This window comes from Rhodococcus ruber NBRC 15591 (assembly GCF_001894945.1).
In the GTDB taxonomy this organism is placed as follows: domain Bacteria; phylum Actinomycetota; class Actinomycetes; order Mycobacteriales; family Mycobacteriaceae; genus Rhodococcus; species Rhodococcus ruber.
This window is the reverse complement of sequence record NZ_BCXE01000015.1, coordinates 1-15,079: the sequence shown is the minus strand read 5'-3', so window position 1 is coordinate 15,079 and position 15,079 is coordinate 1. Positions and strand designations below refer to the sequence as shown.

Annotated in this window: 14 protein-coding genes, 1 tRNA gene and 2 pseudogenes; 8 read left to right on the top strand and 9 right to left on the bottom strand. The window is 71.1% G+C overall.

Annotated features, from left to right (window positions below; all coding sequences use genetic code 11):
- Positions 1-261: 261 nt before the first annotated feature.
- Together RR3_RS10210 and RR3_RS10205 are read right to left on the bottom strand one after the other, a co-directional pair.
- Positions 262-1,506, bottom strand: coding sequence for a saccharopine dehydrogenase family protein (locus RR3_RS10210; protein ID WP_064066668.1), 1,245 nt, complete (start codon positions 1,504-1,506; stop codon positions 262-264).
- A 25-nt stretch (positions 1,507-1,531) separates the two neighbouring features.
- A pseudogene (locus tag RR3_RS10205) lies at positions 1,532-1,768 on the bottom strand (DUF2784 domain-containing protein); the annotation flags it as partial.
- 150 nt (positions 1,769-1,918) lie between these two features.
- On the opposite strand from RR3_RS10205, the gene RR3_RS10200 reads away from it, so the two are divergent.
- Positions 1,919-4,930, top strand: a complete 3,012-nt coding sequence (locus RR3_RS10200; protein ID WP_064066669.1) for a Tn3 family transposase — start codon at positions 1,919-1,921, stop codon at positions 4,928-4,930.
- 68 nt (positions 4,931-4,998) lie between these two features.
- Here RR3_RS10200 and merB read toward each other — a convergent pair whose 3' ends face one another.
- From merB to merA, 3 genes are all read right to left on the bottom strand, one after another.
- Positions 4,999-5,643: an organomercurial lyase MerB gene (gene merB / locus RR3_RS10195; RefSeq protein WP_064066670.1), complete on the bottom strand. Its 645-nt coding sequence runs from the start codon at positions 5,641-5,643 to the stop codon at positions 4,999-5,001.
- 71 nt (positions 5,644-5,714) lie between these two features.
- The gene (locus RR3_RS10190) at positions 5,715-6,158 is read right to left on the bottom strand and encodes a MerR family transcriptional regulator (RefSeq protein WP_010596912.1); all 444 of its coding nucleotides are present in this window, start codon (positions 6,156-6,158) and stop codon (positions 5,715-5,717) included.
- Positions 6,159-6,176: 18 nt separating this feature from the next.
- Positions 6,177-7,616, bottom strand: a complete 1,440-nt coding sequence (gene merA / locus RR3_RS10185; protein ID WP_010596913.1) for a mercury(II) reductase — start codon at positions 7,614-7,616, stop codon at positions 6,177-6,179.
- 128 nt (positions 7,617-7,744) lie between these two features.
- On the opposite strand from merA, the gene RR3_RS10180 reads away from it, so the two are divergent.
- From RR3_RS10180 to RR3_RS10155, 6 genes are all read left to right on the top strand, one after another.
- A complete protein-coding gene (locus RR3_RS10180) occupies positions 7,745-8,134 on the top strand; it encodes an ArsR/SmtB family transcription factor (protein WP_026138108.1) in 390 nt (129 codons plus the stop codon).
- Positions 8,134-8,433 (top strand): mercuric ion transporter MerT, encoded by a 300-nt coding sequence (merT, locus tag RR3_RS10175; RefSeq protein WP_010596915.1) that lies wholly within the window; start codon positions 8,134-8,136, stop codon positions 8,431-8,433. The genes RR3_RS10180 and merT overlap by 1 nt, the downstream gene beginning before the upstream one ends.
- Positions 8,430-8,936 (top strand): TlpA family protein disulfide reductase, encoded by a 507-nt coding sequence (locus RR3_RS10170; RefSeq protein ID WP_010596916.1) that lies wholly within the window; start codon positions 8,430-8,432, stop codon positions 8,934-8,936. Before merT ends, RR3_RS10170 begins: the two co-directional genes overlap by 4 nt.
- Positions 8,933-9,829 (top strand): cytochrome c biogenesis CcdA family protein, encoded by an 897-nt coding sequence (locus RR3_RS10165; protein WP_010596917.1) that lies wholly within the window; start codon positions 8,933-8,935, stop codon positions 9,827-9,829. Before RR3_RS10170 ends, RR3_RS10165 begins: the two co-directional genes overlap by 4 nt.
- Positions 9,826-11,205 (top strand): dihydrolipoyl dehydrogenase family protein, encoded by a 1,380-nt coding sequence (locus tag RR3_RS10160; protein ID WP_010596918.1) that lies wholly within the window; start codon positions 9,826-9,828, stop codon positions 11,203-11,205. The genes RR3_RS10165 and RR3_RS10160 overlap by 4 nt, the downstream gene beginning before the upstream one ends.
- Before the next feature lie 117 nt (positions 11,206-11,322).
- The gene (locus tag RR3_RS10155) at positions 11,323-12,276 is read left to right on the top strand and encodes a tyrosine-type recombinase/integrase (RefSeq protein WP_017682183.1); all 954 of its coding nucleotides are present in this window, start codon (positions 11,323-11,325) and stop codon (positions 12,274-12,276) included.
- Positions 12,277-12,362: 86 nt separating this feature from the next.
- Here RR3_RS10155 and RR3_RS10150 read toward each other — a convergent pair.
- From RR3_RS10150 to RR3_RS10140, 3 genes and pseudogenes are all read right to left on the bottom strand, one after another.
- Positions 12,363-12,500: pseudogene (locus RR3_RS10150) on the bottom strand (DUF2784 family protein); the annotation flags it as partial.
- Between the two features lie 47 nt (positions 12,501-12,547).
- The gene (locus tag RR3_RS10145; protein WP_064066672.1) at positions 12,548-12,943 is read right to left on the bottom strand and encodes a universal stress protein; all 396 of its coding nucleotides are present in this window, start codon (positions 12,941-12,943) and stop codon (positions 12,548-12,550) included.
- 138 nt (positions 12,944-13,081) lie between these two features.
- On the bottom strand, positions 13,082-14,524 hold the full coding sequence (locus RR3_RS10140) for an SDR family oxidoreductase (protein ID WP_064066673.1): 1,443 nt from the start codon (positions 14,522-14,524) through the stop codon (positions 13,082-13,084).
- A gap of 145 nt (positions 14,525-14,669) precedes the next feature.
- Between RR3_RS10140 and RR3_RS10135 the strand changes: the two genes are divergently transcribed.
- Entirely contained in the window at positions 14,670-14,894 is a 225-nt protein-coding gene (locus tag RR3_RS10135) for a hypothetical protein (protein ID WP_064066674.1), read from the top strand.
- A 100-nt stretch (positions 14,895-14,994) separates the two neighbouring features.
- Here the strand turns inward: RR3_RS10135 and RR3_RS10130 are convergent.
- Positions 14,995-15,079, bottom strand: a tRNA-Leu gene (locus RR3_RS10130).

The window sequence follows — 15,079 nt, the reverse complement described above, 5'->3', positions numbered from 1 at the left end:
AACCGGGGAGGGGAGAGGGCGGCGGACGCCGCTCAGCAACACTCCTGGTCGAAGCACGCGCCCCGTCGGGTGGGCCAGAACGCCATCAACGCGAGCAGGGTGGCCGGAGCCGCCGCGATGCTCGTCGTGTGCACGTTCGTGTCCCTTCCCAGGTCTGCCGTTCGCCGCTCTCGCGACGATCCGTCCGAGCATAGCCGGTCGCGCGCGGCGGCGCCGTCGCCGGGCGGCGTGTCGCCGCCTCCCGCGACGGCGCCGCGGCGGTCACGGCAGGCGCCGGGCCGTGATCTCGAATCCGGCGGCGCGCAACCGGTCGGTGAGTACGTCCCCGAAGGCGGTGGCGGGGGTGAGCACCCCGCCCCCGGCGTGGAGGCGGTCGCCGCCGAGGACCAGCGACAGTGCCGATTCGCCGAGCATCACCGCGGTCGCCTTGTAGCCGGGGTCGCCCTGGGCGGCGACGCGGGCGCGGTAGCGGGCACCGGTGCTCGTCGTGGTGTAGAGGTCGATGGTGAAGAAGCCGCGCTCGCGGGCAGACTCGGACGGGCCCTGTCCGGGCGCGGGCAGCAGCTTGTCGAGCACGAACCGGGTCGGGGGAAACGCCAGCCCCGCCACCAGCGCGCCGAAGCCCGCGGCGACACCGGTCGCCACGAGCGGCGACAGCCGCGACGAACCGACGCTCATGGTCTCCCGGTAGCGGAAGTGCGGCCCGTACGCCCAGCCGCTGAGCGCGTTGCTGCGGCGCACCACCCGGGTGTTGTAGGGGCCCATGAAGAACGGCGCGAGCCGGCCGGACAGGTCGGGCGCGACGGATCGGCCGTCGACGGTCGCCAGGTCGTTCTGGCGCCCGAGGTCGGGTTCGCGGGACCGGTCCGGCGACAGCGAGTAGGGGGCGAGGGCGACCTTGCGGGCCGCGGCGTCCCGGCGCACCACGTCCACCTGGGTGCGCATCGAGTCGATCGTGCCGCCGCTGACGCCGCCCCGCATCGCCCGCACCACCAGCGTCGTGTCGGTGAGATCGCCGGCGTCGTCGGCCTGCACGGCCCGGTGCAGCGCGTGCACGCCGAGATCGGAGGGGATCGAGTCGAATCCGCAGGAGTGCACGATGCGGGCGCCGGTGCGGCGCGCCAGGTCGTCGAACCGGTCGATGCTCTCGCGGTGGAACAACACCTCGCCGGTGAGGTCGACGTAGTCGGTGCCCGCCTCGGCGCAGGCCTGCACCAGCGGCAGCCCGTACTTGGCGTAGGGGCCGACCGTGGTGACCACCACGCGGGTGCGGGCGGCGAGCGCGGCCAGCGACTGCGGGTCGCCGGCGTCTGCCTCGAGTACCGGCCAATCCCGCGCGGCGGGCCCGAGCTCGGCGCGGATGCGGTCGAGACGGGTGCGGGAGCGGCCGGCGAGGGCGATGCGCACCCCTTCGGGGGCGTGTTCGGCGAGGTAGGCGGCGGTGATCCGGCCGACGAAGCCGGTGGCGCCGTAGACGACGATGTCGAGATCGCGGGAGGCAGTCATGCGCCACACCCTACTGCCGGGTAAGTCAGGATGCGACGCGGCTCACACGACGGCGCCGCAGCCACCACCCGAACCAGGACACGACGATCGTCACCGCCACCGCGGCCCGCACGAGTCCCACCGCCGAGTCCGGGTAGATCACCCCGGTCAGGTAGTGGTCGATGAACCCGCTCGGCGGCAGGCCCTCGATCCCAGCGCGGCGGCGCGCCCAGTTCTCCAGATCGGTCAGCGGGCAGTCGAACCCGGCGAGGACGGTGGCGAACCGGGGTCCCGGTAGTAATGGCGCAAAAAACAACGAGGTTCGCGTAGCGCCTGGTCGGCGGTGATTTCTCGGTTCGGGCTGCGGGCCGGGGTGGTTGGTGCTTGGCTTGGCTGCCGATGAGGTTGGTCGGCGTTTTGGAGGCTGGGGTTCGTGGCGACGCGGGTATTCGCGGACGAGGAGTTGCAGCGCCTGCGGGAGTTCCCGGAGATCAGTCGTGAGGAGTTGTTCCGGTACTTCACGCTGACCCCGGCGGATCTGGCGTTCGTTGCTCCGCAGGGCAGGGGCCCTGCGGTCCGTCTGGGCCTGGCGGTGGCGTTGTGCACCTTGCCGTGGCTGGGGTTCGTGCCGGACAAGGTGTCGTCGGCGCCGCCGGTGGCGGTGGCCCGGTTGGCGGATCAGCTGAATGTCGATGCGGTGCAGCTTCGTTCGTATGGCAAGCGGGCGCAGACGCGGACCGAGCATGTGCGGCTGGTGGCCCAGTATCTGGGGTGGCGGCCTGCCGGGTCGATGGAGTTGAAGGAGCTGGATGAGTTCCTTCTGGCGCGGGCGATGGAGCACGATTCGCCGACGCTGTTGTTCCGGCTGGCGTGTGAGTACCTGATCTCGGCGCGGGTGATCCGGCCGGGCCCGGACACGGTGGTCCGCCGGGTCGCGCATGCTCGCACGCAGGCGCAGCGGGAGACCTATGACCGGTTGGCGCGCGAGTTCACGCCGCAGCGGTGTAAGGAACTGGATGCGTTGCTGGTCGCCGACCCGTCTATCGGGATGTCGCGGTTGCGGTGGTTGTCGACCGGCCCGGTGGAGGCGTCGGCGACCGCGGTGAAGGCCGAGGTCGAGAAGCTGGTGTTCCTGCGCAACCTGGGCGCGGATGAGCTGGATATGTCGGTGCTGCCGGCGGAGCGGCGGCGGTTCCTGGCGACTGTGGGCCGACGCTTGACGGGCCAAGCCTTGGAACGCCGGGATCCGCAACGCCGCTACCCGATCCTGCTCACGGTGTTGGCTCAGTCGGCCACCGATGTGCTCGACGAGGTGGTGCAGCTGTTCGATCAGGCGATCTCGGCCAGGTTGAGCAAAGCCGAACGCCGGATGCGCGACGAGCTCGCCGAGCGCGGTAAGGCCGGAGAGGATCGGCAGGGGTTGCTCGACGACTTGCTGGCCATCATCACCGACACGCAGATCCCTGACGAGGAGATCGGCGGCCTGATCCGGGGCGATCGGATCGGATGGGAGCGGTTGCGGGCCGCGGTCGCGCAGGCCAAACCTCGGCTGCCGCGCGATCACGGGCACCTGGCCGCTCTGGACAGCTCGTACTCCTATCTGCGGCAGTTCACCCCGCAGGTGCTGTCGACAGTCCGGTTCGCCGGCGGCACCGCGGCGATCGAGCTGCTGATCGGGGTGCACATGCTGCGGGAGCTGAATGCGACCGGTACCCGCAAGGTGCCCGACGACGCGCCGACGGGGTTCGTGCCGACGAAGTGGCGCGGCTACCTCGACGAGGCCCGCAAAGCCGGCAACACCACCGCCTATCGGCACTACTGGGAGCTGTGCGTGCTGCTGGGGCTGCGGGACGGGTTGCGCAGCGGCGACGTGTTCGTGCCGGGGTCGCGCCGCTACGCCGACCCGGCCGCTTACCTGCTGACCCCGCAGGCGTGGGAGCCGCAGCGTGACGAGTTCTGCCGCCTGGTCGGCAAGTCCGCTGATCCGGCCCGCGCCCTGGCGACCGCCACCGACGAGCTGCACGACGCTATGAGCGAGTTGGAGAAGGTGCTCGCCGACGGCGACGGCCCGGTCCGTCTCGATGAGGCCGGTGACCTGGTGGTCTCGCCGCTGTCGGCAGAAGACGTTCCGGCCGAAGCGGTGGCGTTGAAGCAGGAGTTGACGGAGATGCTGCCGTTCGCGCCGATCGTGTCGCTGTTGATCGAGCTGGACAAACGCACCGGCTACCTGGACTGCTTCACCCACGCCGGCGGTAAGCAGTCCCGCACCCCGGAGTTGAAGCGCAACCTCATCGCGGTGCTGCTGGCCTACTCCACCAACCTGGGTCTCACCCGTATGGCGGAGGCCTCCGGCATCTCCTACGACATCCTGGCCTGGACTTCGGAGTGGTATGTGCGGGAGGAGACGCTGCGGGCGGCGAACCTGACGATCATCGACTACCACCAACGCCTGCCGCTGACCCCGATTTTCGGGGCCGGCACCCTGTCCTCCAGTGATGGGCAGCGGTTCCCGACCCGTGGCAAATCGGTCACTGCCAGAGCGTTGAGCCGCTATTTCGCGAACGAAGGACTGAGCACGTATACCCATGTCACCGATCAGCACGCCACCTACGGCACGAAGGTCATCGTCGCGACGAGACGTGAAGCTCACTACGTGCTGGACGAAATCCTCGGCAATGCAACGGATCTGCCGATCACCGAGCATGCGACCGACACGCACGGCGTCACCCTGGTGAACTTCGGGCTGTTCGACCTGCTCGGGTTGCAGTTCTCGCCCCGCATCCGGGACCTGGGCCGGATCACCCTGTACCGGGCGGCGCCGCGAGCCCAGGTCGAGTCCGCGTTCCCGCACGCGGGCCCGCTTTTGACCCGGCGGTGCAATCTCGATCTGATCGCCGAGCACTACGACGACCTGCTCCGGCTGGCCGGGTCGCTGAAGTTCGGGCACGCCACCGCGTCGCTGCTGGTCGGCAAGCTGTCGGCGTCGGGCCGGCAGAACGCCCTCGCGGCGGCGCTCAAGGAGTACGGGGCGCTGCGGCGCACGATCTACGCCGCCCGGTATCTGTCCGACCCGGGCTATCGACGCAAGATCTCCCGCCAGCTCAACAAGGGCGAATCCCTGCACGCGCTCCGCCGCGACCTGCTCTACGCGCATGAAGGAACCGTGCGCGCGAGGCACCTGGAGGGACAGACCGAACAGGCATGGTGCCTCACGTTGGCGACCAACGCCGTCATCGCCTGGACCACGGAGTATTACGGTCTGGCGACCGAACAGATGCGGCGGGCCGGGCGGCGCATCGATGACGAGGTGCTGGCGCACATTTCTCCGGCGCACAGCGAGAACATCAACTTCTTCGGCGCCATCGAGGTCGACATCGACGCCGAACTGGCCCAGCTCGGCCCCACCGGGTACCGGCCGCTGCGGGTCCGCGACACCCTCTTCTGACCGCCGGCTACCACCTTCCGGGAGAGGGTGCTGGGGCGTAGCTGGGCACATCGGTGGCCTGGGTTGGGTCAGCGACAGCGTGGTGGTTCGGTGGCGGTGAGGACGCGGTCGCTGATCGGGCGCAGCTGGGCGTAGGCGTCGGCGACGGGCAGCACGAGCCCGGTGGGGTGCCGGCTCTGCCAGTCGGCGGCCGCCACGGCGGTGGCGAAGTAGCGGCCGGGGTTGCAGGTGGTGACGCGGACCCGGGTCGGGTCGAGTTCGTCGGGGCCGGGTACAGAGATGACCGCGGTGGCCGGGTCGAGGCCGCTGACCCCGGAGGCCGGGTCAACGGACAGTCGGATGGTGGTTCCGGTTGCGGCGCAGGTGGATTCGACGGTGGCGGGGCGACCGATGATGGCGGGGAACAGCAGGGTGTCGGCGGCGCACCAGGTGTAGAGCTGGTGGCCGTCGACGGTGAACCGGTGCGGGGTGGGATTGAGGGTCAGGCCCCAGCCGAGGATGCGGTGCCGGTCGTCGTATTCGATGTCCGCGGCGGCGGGCGCGTTCTCGACGTCGGCGACGCTGGCGCCGGCGGCGGTAGCGAGCTGTTCGATGGTGATCGGTTCACCGGCCGCGAGCAGCCGCATCGCGGTGCCCATCAGGTTCGTTCCCGTATTGGCGGTGGAGTCGAACAGTGTGTCGACGATGGTGGTGGCGAACGGGTTGGTCGTCATCGCTGGTGTCCCCTCGGAGCGTGTAGTCACGGGTGTGGGATCGAGTGTCGGGCTTGCCACCGCAGGGAAGGTCAAGCGCCGCAGCCGCATGTCCTCGGATCCGGCACCCACGGCGGGGCGGCGGCTCGGTCGTGGCTGGTCGCCCGGGTCAACGCGTCGTGGTGGTGGTGTTCGAACTCGTCGATGCGGCGGCGCTGCTCGTCGAGGTCGCGGATGCGGTCCTCGATCCGGGTCCGGGAGCGGGCCAGTAGTTCGGCCAGCTGCGGTCCGACCGGCCGGGCGCTGTCGTCGCAGGTGGCGGCGAGCTGACGGATTTCGGCCTCCGTGAGGCCGAGGCCGCGCAGGGTGGCGATGACCTCGACGCACCACAGCGCGTGTTCGTCGAAGAGCCGGTATCCGGCCCGGCTGCGGCCGAGGCTGTAGATCAGGCCCAGGTCGTGGTGGCGGCGTAGTACTTTCGCCGGCACTCCGGTGCGGCGGGCCAGGTCTCCGATGGTCATCACCGGTGTGTTCATGACGGCTCGATCCGGTCCTCAGCCCGCGCAGCAGGACAGCTTGGCGACATCGGCGGTGAAGGTTTGGGCGGTGAGTTTCAGCGCTTCGGCCATGGTCAGATACGGCGCCCAGGTGCGGGCGAGCTGGTCGACGGTCATGCCCGCGGTGATCGCGTACCCGGCGGCGGTGATCAGATCCCCGGCACCCTCGGCGACGGCGTGCACGCCTAGCACCCGCCCGGTCCCGGCCTCGGCGACGAGTTTGACCACACCACGGGTGTCCCGGTTGACCAGGGCACGCGGCACGTTCGCACCGGTGAGCAGCCGCGACTCGGTCCGTAATCCGGCTGCGGCGGCTTGGCTGTCGGTGTGGCCGACCGCGGCGATGGCCGGGCTGGTGAATGTCACCCGCGGCAGCGCCGTGTAGTCCAGGGTGCGGCCGGCGTGCCCGAGGGCGTTGCCGGCGGCGAGTGTGCCCTGCGCCGCCGCGACGTACACGAATTGGGGGCCGCCGGCCACGTCGCCCGCGGCCCAGATCCGCGGGTTGCTGCTGCGCTGGTGGGCGTCGACGACGACGGCGCCGCGGTCGTCGGTGCGTACCCCGACCGCCGCCAGATTCAATCCGGGGGTGTCGGGGCGGCGGCCGGTGGCGATGAGCAGCTGGGCGGCCCGCAGTTCGGTGGTGGCCCCGTCGGCGGTGCGGACGGTGACGAGTTTCTCGCCGCCCTCGGCCAGTGCCTTGTCGAGGGTGGCGCCGGTGAGCACGGTGATGGCTTCGTCGGCGAACACCTGCGCGATGGCCCGGGAGATCTCGGGTTCCTCGAACGGCGCCAGCCGATCCAGGGCCTCGATCACCGTGACCCGGGTGCCGAGCCGGGCGAACAACTGTGCCTGTTCGAGACCGATGGCGTTGCCGCCCACCACGATCAGCGACCCCGGCAGGACGTCGAGCTCCATCGCGGTGGTCGAGGTCAGATACCCCGCCTCGGCGAGCCCGTCGGTCGGCGGCGCCCACGGCGCGGCGCCGGTCGCGATCAGGTACTGATCGGCGTCGATCACCCGCGGGCCATCGGCCCCCTGCTCGACCCGCAGCACCGGTGCGTCGGTGGTACCGGTGAAGACGGCGGTTCCCGAGACGATCTCCCAGCCGTAGTCGGCGGCCAGGTCGAGGTACTTCTCGCCGCGAAGCCGGTCGACCAGCGCGTTCTTGCCCGCGATCAGCTCGGCGAAGTCCACCGGTGCCCCGGTCGCCGCCAGCCCCGGGAACCGGTCGGCGCTCGCCGCGGTGTGCCGGGCCTCCGCGGCGGCCAGCAGCGCCTTCGACGGCACGCAGCCCACGTTCACGCAGGTGCCGCCGATCGCGGCGCGCTCGACCATCACCACCCGTTTGCCGAGGTTGACCGCGGCGATGGCGGCGGCGAACGCCGCCGAACCGGAACCGATGATCGCCAGATCGGCGCGCGGGGATGTCGTGGTCACGGCGGGTTCTCCTTGCTGGGGGACTCCGGTCACGGAACAGGTTGCTATTCGCGTTGACGAATATCTCCGGACATCATACTATGCGCTTATCCGAATAGTTCAACTTTCTTCTTGTGGAGGCGATCCCCTTGCCCCGGTCCACGACCGCCGCCGTCACCGCGCCCGGTGGCGAGACGGCCTGCACGCACCTGGATGCGACGGCGAAGTTCTTTCGCGCGCTGTCGGATCCGACGCGGTTGAAGCTGCTGGAGTTCATCTTGGCCGCCGAGCGCACCTCCGCGGAGTGTGTCGAGCATGCCGGGATCTCCCAGCCGCGGGTGTCGGTGCACCTGTCCTGCCTGGCCGACTGCGGTTATGTGACCGCGCGCCGTGACGGCAAGAAGCTGCGCTACTCCGTCGGCGACCCACGCGTCGCGGACCTGGTGATGCTGGCCCGCTCCCTCGCCGCCGACAACGCCGCCGCGCTGACCTGCTGCACCCGCATCGACACCGCTCGTGTGAACGGAGCAGGACATTGATGAACGTACGCAACAACTCCACGGGGATCGGCGGCCCGCTCGCGGTGGTGGGTGCCGCCGTGGCCATGATCGTGTGCTGCGCCGGACCGGCCTTGATCGCGGCCGGTGCGCTCACCGCCCTCGGCGGTGCGCTGCGCAGTTGGGGACCGATCGTGGCCGCCGCGGTGATGGTCCTCGCCGCCGTCGGCTACACCGCGCGCCGTCGTAAGCCGCCGCAGCGAGGGACAGTCCGCGGACTGCTGGGCACCCGCCGATCGCATCAGCCCAACGCGTCGACCGATCGGAGTTCCCAGCCGTGACCACGCCGATCACCCGACGCACGGTGAGCGCGGCGCTCGCCGCCCTGGCGGTCACGGTGCTGGCTGCCTGCGGCACCGACACCGCCTCGCCCCGCGCCGCCACCGACCCCGTCACGGTCACCGCGCTGTCCGGGGCGCCGGTGACCGTGCCCAGCGGCAAGCCGACGGCGATGTTCTTCTTTTCGGTCGGCTGCGGTGAATGCGTGGGCGGCGCGAAGTCGCTGTCGCAGGCTGCGCGACAACTCGGTGACACCGCCGCTTTCGTCCTGGTCGACATGGATCCGGCCGAACCTGCCCAGGTCGTCACCGACTTCCAGCAGCAAACCGGGACCGACACCGTGCCCGCGGTCATCGACACCGATGCGACCCTGACCAAGCGGTACTCCGTGGCCGCCCTGTCGACCCTGCTCGTCGTCGACCCCGGCGGTGCGGTCGCCTACCGGGCCGCCGACCCGTCCGCCGATCAGATCACCGCCGCGCTGGCGAAGGCCGGGGACCGGTGAACGGGCTGCTGGCCTTGGCGTTCACCGCGGGCATGCTCGCCCCGGTCAATCCGTGCGGTTTCGCGCTGCTGCCGGCCTGGATCACCCACACCCTCGGCGACACCGCCACCGAACCGCTCGGGGTACGCACGGCGCGGGCGCTGCGAACCGGCGTCGCTTTTACCCTCGGGTTCGCGGGCACCCTGGCCGTGGCGGGGCTGGCCATCAGCGCCGGTGCCCGCGCGCTGATCAGCGCCGCGCCGTGGCTCGGTCTGGTCGTCGGTGTCGCCCTGGTATTGCTCGGTGTCGTCATGTTCACCGGCCGCGTGCTCGGTCTGCGACTGCCCACCCGAGCGCTGCGCCCGGCCACCGGGCCGGGCGGCACAACCGGGATCGTCCTCGCCGGGATCGGCTACGCCGCGGCGTCGCTGTCGTGCACGTTCGGGGTGCTGCTGGCCGTCATCGCCCAGGCCCAGGCCACCGCGGGCTGGGGTGCGCTGCTCGCGGTGTTCGTCGCCTACACCCTCGGCGCCGCGACGATCCTGCTGCTGGTCAGCCTCGCCGCCGCGGCCGCCGGTACCGCGCTCACCCACCATCTCGCCGCCCTCGCCCGGCACGGCACCCGCATCACCGCGACCGTGCTCATCCTCACCGGCGCCTACCTGGCCTGGTACTGGCTGCCCGCCGTCACCGGCGACACCACCGGCACCAACGGATTCGCGGCCCTGTCCACCACCGCCAGCACCTGGCTGCAGAACCACACACCACTGATGGCGACGATCGCGGCACTGACCGTGCTCACCGCCGCCGTCACCGTCCTCGCTCACCGCATGATCCGGCGCCGCGTTACCGATGCCGCACCCGTCGACTGCTGCACCCCGACGACCGTCATCGAGGAAGGGCGCCCGCAATGACCGAACGCTACGACACCCTCGTGCTCGGCGGCGGAATGTCCGGGCTGCCACTGGCGCTGCGCGCCGCCCGCCACGGCCGGGTCGCCTTCGTCGAGAAGGAACTGCTCGGCGGGACCTGCCTGAACCGGGGCTGCATCCCCACCAAGACGATGATCGCCTCCGCCGCCGTCGCCCATCAGGCCCGCCGCGCCGCCGAGTTCGGCGTCCGCGTCGGCGGTCCGGTCACCGTCGACCTGGCCGCCGTGGTGGAGCGTAAGAACACCCTCGTCGATTCCATCCGGGCCGGATCGTATCGGGCCGTCGAAAAATCCGCCGACCTCGACTTCTACCACGCCGCAGGACAATTCACCGGTAACCGGCGCCTCACCGTCGACGGCACCACCCTGACCGCGGACCGGATCATCCTCGCGACCGGCACCCGCACCACCCTCCCGGCCATCGACGGCTTGGATGCCGTGCCCTACTACACCTCCCGCACGCTGCTCGACCTCACCGAACTACCCGCCCACCTGCTCGTCGTCGGCGGCGGCTACGTCGGCTGCGAATTCGCGCAGATGTTCCGGCGATTCGGCGCCGAGGTCACCATCGTCCAGCGCGCCGACCGGCTGCTGCCCGGGGAAGACCCCGACATCAGCGCCGCCGTCGCCGACGGCATGACTGCCGACGGCATCACTGTCGCGACCGCCACCACCTGTACTCACGCCGCCGGGACGGCCGGCAACATCCGGATCGGCTGCACCGGCACCGAGACCGCCGAGATCACCGGCAGCCACCTGCTGCTCGCCACCGGGCGCACCCCCAACACCGACGCCCTGGGCCTGGAACACCTCGACCTGCAACCCGACCCGCACGGCTTCCTCACCGTCGGCGACACCCTGAACACCTCCGCCGACAACGTGTGGGCGATCGGCGACCTGCGGGGCGGGCCGATGTTCACCCACACCGCCCGCGACGACGCCGACATCGTCTACCGCACCGTCTACCGCGACCAGGACCGCACCACCACCGGACGTGTCGTGCCGCACGCGGTGTTCACCGACCCCGAAGTCGGAGCCGTCGGCCTGACCGAACCCGCCGCCCGCGCAGCCGGCTACGACGTGATCATCGGCCGCCAGAACTTCACCGGCGTTGCCAAAGCACGTGCCATCGGCAACACCCGCGGCCTGGTCAAATTCGTCGCCGACGCCGCCACCGACCGGATCCTCGGCTGCCACATCGCCGGACCCGACGGCGGCGACCTCGTCCACGAAGCCGTCATCGCCATGACCTGCGGCGCCACCTACGGCCAACTCGCCGCCGCCATCCACATCCACCCCACCCTCGCCGAAGCCGTCAACGCCGCCGCCGGCGGCGTCCACCGACCCGCCGCCGACTGATCCCACAGATAACACCCTGTTATCTGTGGCACCATGAAACCCGGCCTGCGACGACTCCGCTCCGGCGGTGCGCGAAGCGGCCCTGTTATCTGTGGCAAGCAGGCCAGGGAGGTCACAATGTTGTCGTCCGGGATCACCGTCCGCGCCGCCGGCGACGGCTTCCTCGACTCGATCCGCTCCCCGAACACCCGCCGCTCCTACGCCATCGCCGTCGATAAGACCACCGCCAGGCTCGGCGAGGCCCGGCCGCTGGCCAATGTCGCCGACGACGAGATCGGCGAAACCCTGGAAACTTTGTGGGGCGAGGCGGCGGTCAACACCTGGAACGCCCGCCGCGCCGCGGTCGCGTCTTGGCTGGCGTGGTGCCGCGAGCACGGACACCTCGCCCCGGCGGTCCCCGCGTGGGTGAAACGCTCCACCCCGCCGGACTCGGCCACCCCGGTGCGCTCGCGCACCGCGATCGACCGGCTCATCACCCGCCGCGACATCGACCTGCGGGATAAGACGCTGTGGCGGATGCTCTACGAAACATGCGCCCGCACCGAGGAACTGCTCCAGGTCAACATCGAAGACCTCGACCTGGCCGGGCGGTGCTGCCCGGTGAAGTCCAAGGGCGCCAAGCCCCGCACCCGCCGCCGCGGCGCCGCCCATCACGAGTACGCGCACGAGCTCGTGTACTGGGACGCGGGTACCGCCCGGCTCCTGCCACGCCTCACCAAGGGCCGCACCCGCGGACCGCTGTTCGTCACCCACCGCCGACCCGGACCCCGCAAAGCCGTCGCCGACCGCGACATCTGCCCCGACACCGGCCTGGCCAGGTTGTCCTACGGCCAGGCCCGCGCCCTGCTCGATGCCGCCACCGCCACCAACGGACCCGGCACCGGCTGGGACCTGCACGAACTCCGGCATTCTGGCCTGACGCATCTCGGCGAGGCCGGAGCCAGCCTGCTCGAGCTAATGGCCAAGTCCCGCCACCGCAAACCCGACAACCTGCGCCGCTACTTCAAACCCTCACCGGCGGCCATGCGCGGCATCACCAGCCTCCTCGGTCCCGACCGCGGCCACCGATAGCGGCCACCAACAACGACTCGTCCGTCTACCCGGACCAGGCGCTACGCGAACCTCGTTGTTTTTTGCGCCATTACTGCCGGGACCCCGAACCCCCACACCACCGCCACTACGTGCAGCGCCAGCGTGCGGGGCCACCGCCACGCCAGGAAACCGCCGAACGTCACATACAGCAGGAAGGCCAGGTGCGCGGCCACGGTGACGTCGGCCAACAGCCGGTACGCCATACCGCCAGCCTAACCGGATCGGGCGGGGCAGCGGCCGTTCCGGACGACTACTCGTCCGAGTCGGTGCCCTTGACGACCAGGACGGGGACCGGCGCCTCGAGCAGCAGCCGCTGCAGGCGCCGTTCGAGCAGGAACTTGCCGAGCGCGTTGCGGTCGCGGCTGCCCACCACGAGACGGTCCGCGCCGGACCGCTCGACCAGGTCGACCAGCGCGGCGACCGGGTCCCCGTCGTGCACCGCCGTCCGCAGTTCCCACCCGTCGGCACCCAGGGCGGCGGCGACGTCCGCGCGGATCGAGTCGAGTTCGCGCTGCCCGGCCGCGCCGTCGTCGTCGACCGCGACGAGCACGAGGGTCGTGCCGTCGCCGTGGGCGGCCTCGCGGGCGGCCGTGGTGAGCGCGGCGTGTCCTTCCGGGGTGTCGGCGTGGACTACGGCAACGGGCATGGGGTCCTCCGGGGGCGGCGACGGCGTATGTCTCCAGTATCCCCGTCCCGGGGCGCCCAGGCCGCTCCCGGCGGTGTGGAACTGGTCTCTACCTGCGCGGACGTGTCGGGTGGATCTCACCCGGCCGGCGGGACGCGCTCACCACGGGGCCGGGCGGTAGTCCTTGAGGAAGCAGCCGTACAGGTCCACCCCGGCCTCGCCCTGCACGATCGGGTCGTACACGCGGGCCGCCCCGTCCACGAGATCGAGCGGGGCGTGGAACCCCTCCTCGGCCAGGCGCAGTTTGGTGTGGTGGGGCCGTTCGTCGGTGATCCAGCCGGTGTCGACGGCGGTCATGAGGATCCCGTCGGCGCGCAGGTCCTCGGCGCTGGTGCGGGTGAGCATGTTCAGCGCGGCCTTGGCCATGTTGGTGTGCGGATGCCCGGCCCCCTTGTACCGGCGCCCGGCGAACTGCCCCTCCATCGCCGAGACGTTCACCACGTACGTGCGGCGGGCCGGGGAGGCCGCCAGCGCCGGCCGCAGCCGATTGACCAGGATGAACGGTGCCACGGAGTTGCACAGCTGCACCTCGAGCAGCTCCAGCGGCTCGACCTCCCCGACGGTCTGCACCCAGCTGTTGGTGTGCACCAGATCGGGCAGCAGCCCCCCGGCGTCGACCGCGACACCGGCGGCGATCCGGTCGGCCGTGGCCGACCCGGCCACCAGCGCGAGCGAGGTGAGCGACTCCGCGGTCAGCTGCGACGGCAGCGACCCGGCCAGCGCGGCCGGGTGGGCGTCCGAGGGCTTGCCGAAGGTGAGCACCTCCGGCCGCGGGCCGGCGGGCAGGGGACCGGACTCGGCCTCGGCGAGGGCGGAGTACGCACCGGGGGAGCGGCGCACGGTCTGGGCGGCGTTGTTGACGAGGATGTCGAGTGGACCCTGCGCGGCCACGTCGTCGGCCAGGGCCACGACCTGGGCGGGGTCGCGCAGGTCGATGCCGACGATGCGCAGGCGGTGCAGCCAGTCGGCGCTGTCCTCCATGGCCGCGAAACGACGGATCGCGTCGTTCGGGAACCGGGTCGTGATCGTCAGGTGGGCGCCGTCGCGCAGCAGCCGCAACGCGATGTACATGCCGATCTTGGCGCGGCCGCCGGTGAGCAACGCACGCCGGCCCGTCAGATCGGTACGGGCGTCCCGCTTCGCGTGGTTCTCCGCGGCGCAGCGCGGGCACAGCTGATGGTAGAACGCATCGACCCGGGTGTACTTGTCCTTGCACACGTAGCAGGCCCGCGGCCGGATCAGGGTGCCCGCGCTCGCCCCCGGTGCGTTCGAGCTCAACGCGATCCCGGCGGTCTCGTCGTCGATGCGGGTGGGCGATCCGGTCGCGGTCGTCGCGAGCACCTGCCGGTCCGCGGTGACCTTGGCCCGGCGGGTCTCGTTGCGGCGCAGCCGCTTCAGCTTCTTGAACATGTGCCCCACGGCGCGCTGCACCGTCACCGAATCCGGGTGGTCGGCGTCGAGCTCGTCCACGAGGGACAGGACGCGGAGGCAGGTGGCGAGGTCGGCCGGGTCGATACCCGGCGCGTCGGTGTGCGAAGTCATGGGCCTGTTCGTCGTGTGGGGCGGTACGGACCGATGGTATCGGGCGGGCCGCGCCGGCCGGCCTCGTGGGACCTGTGGCTCTGCCGGCGACGGCGGGAACGTGGCAGGCTCGGCGGGAAGGAATCCTCGACCCAAGGAGACGACGATGACCGCACGGCGCCGCCCGCAGTTCCGCGACCTGACCCCGGGGCAGCAGACGCTCGTGCTCACCCTCGCCGCTGTGCAGCTCTCGCTCGCCGCGACGGCGTGGACCGATCTGACGCGGCGCCCCGCGGACCGGGTCGCGGGCAGCAAGGCGAAATGGGCCGCGATCATCGCAGTGAACTGGATCGGCCCGATCACCTACTTCCGCCGGGGCCGGATCGGCTGAGCCGCCCACCCGCCGCGGGCGGCGAACGCCCACCGCCGCGGGCGGCGAAGGCCCCGAACCTGCTCGGTTCGGGGCCTTCGTCGACGATCTCGATTCGGAGTGTCCGAGGGGGGACTTGAACCCCCACGTCCGTTAATAGGACACTAGCACCTCAAGCTAGCGCGTCTGCCATTCCGCCACTCGGA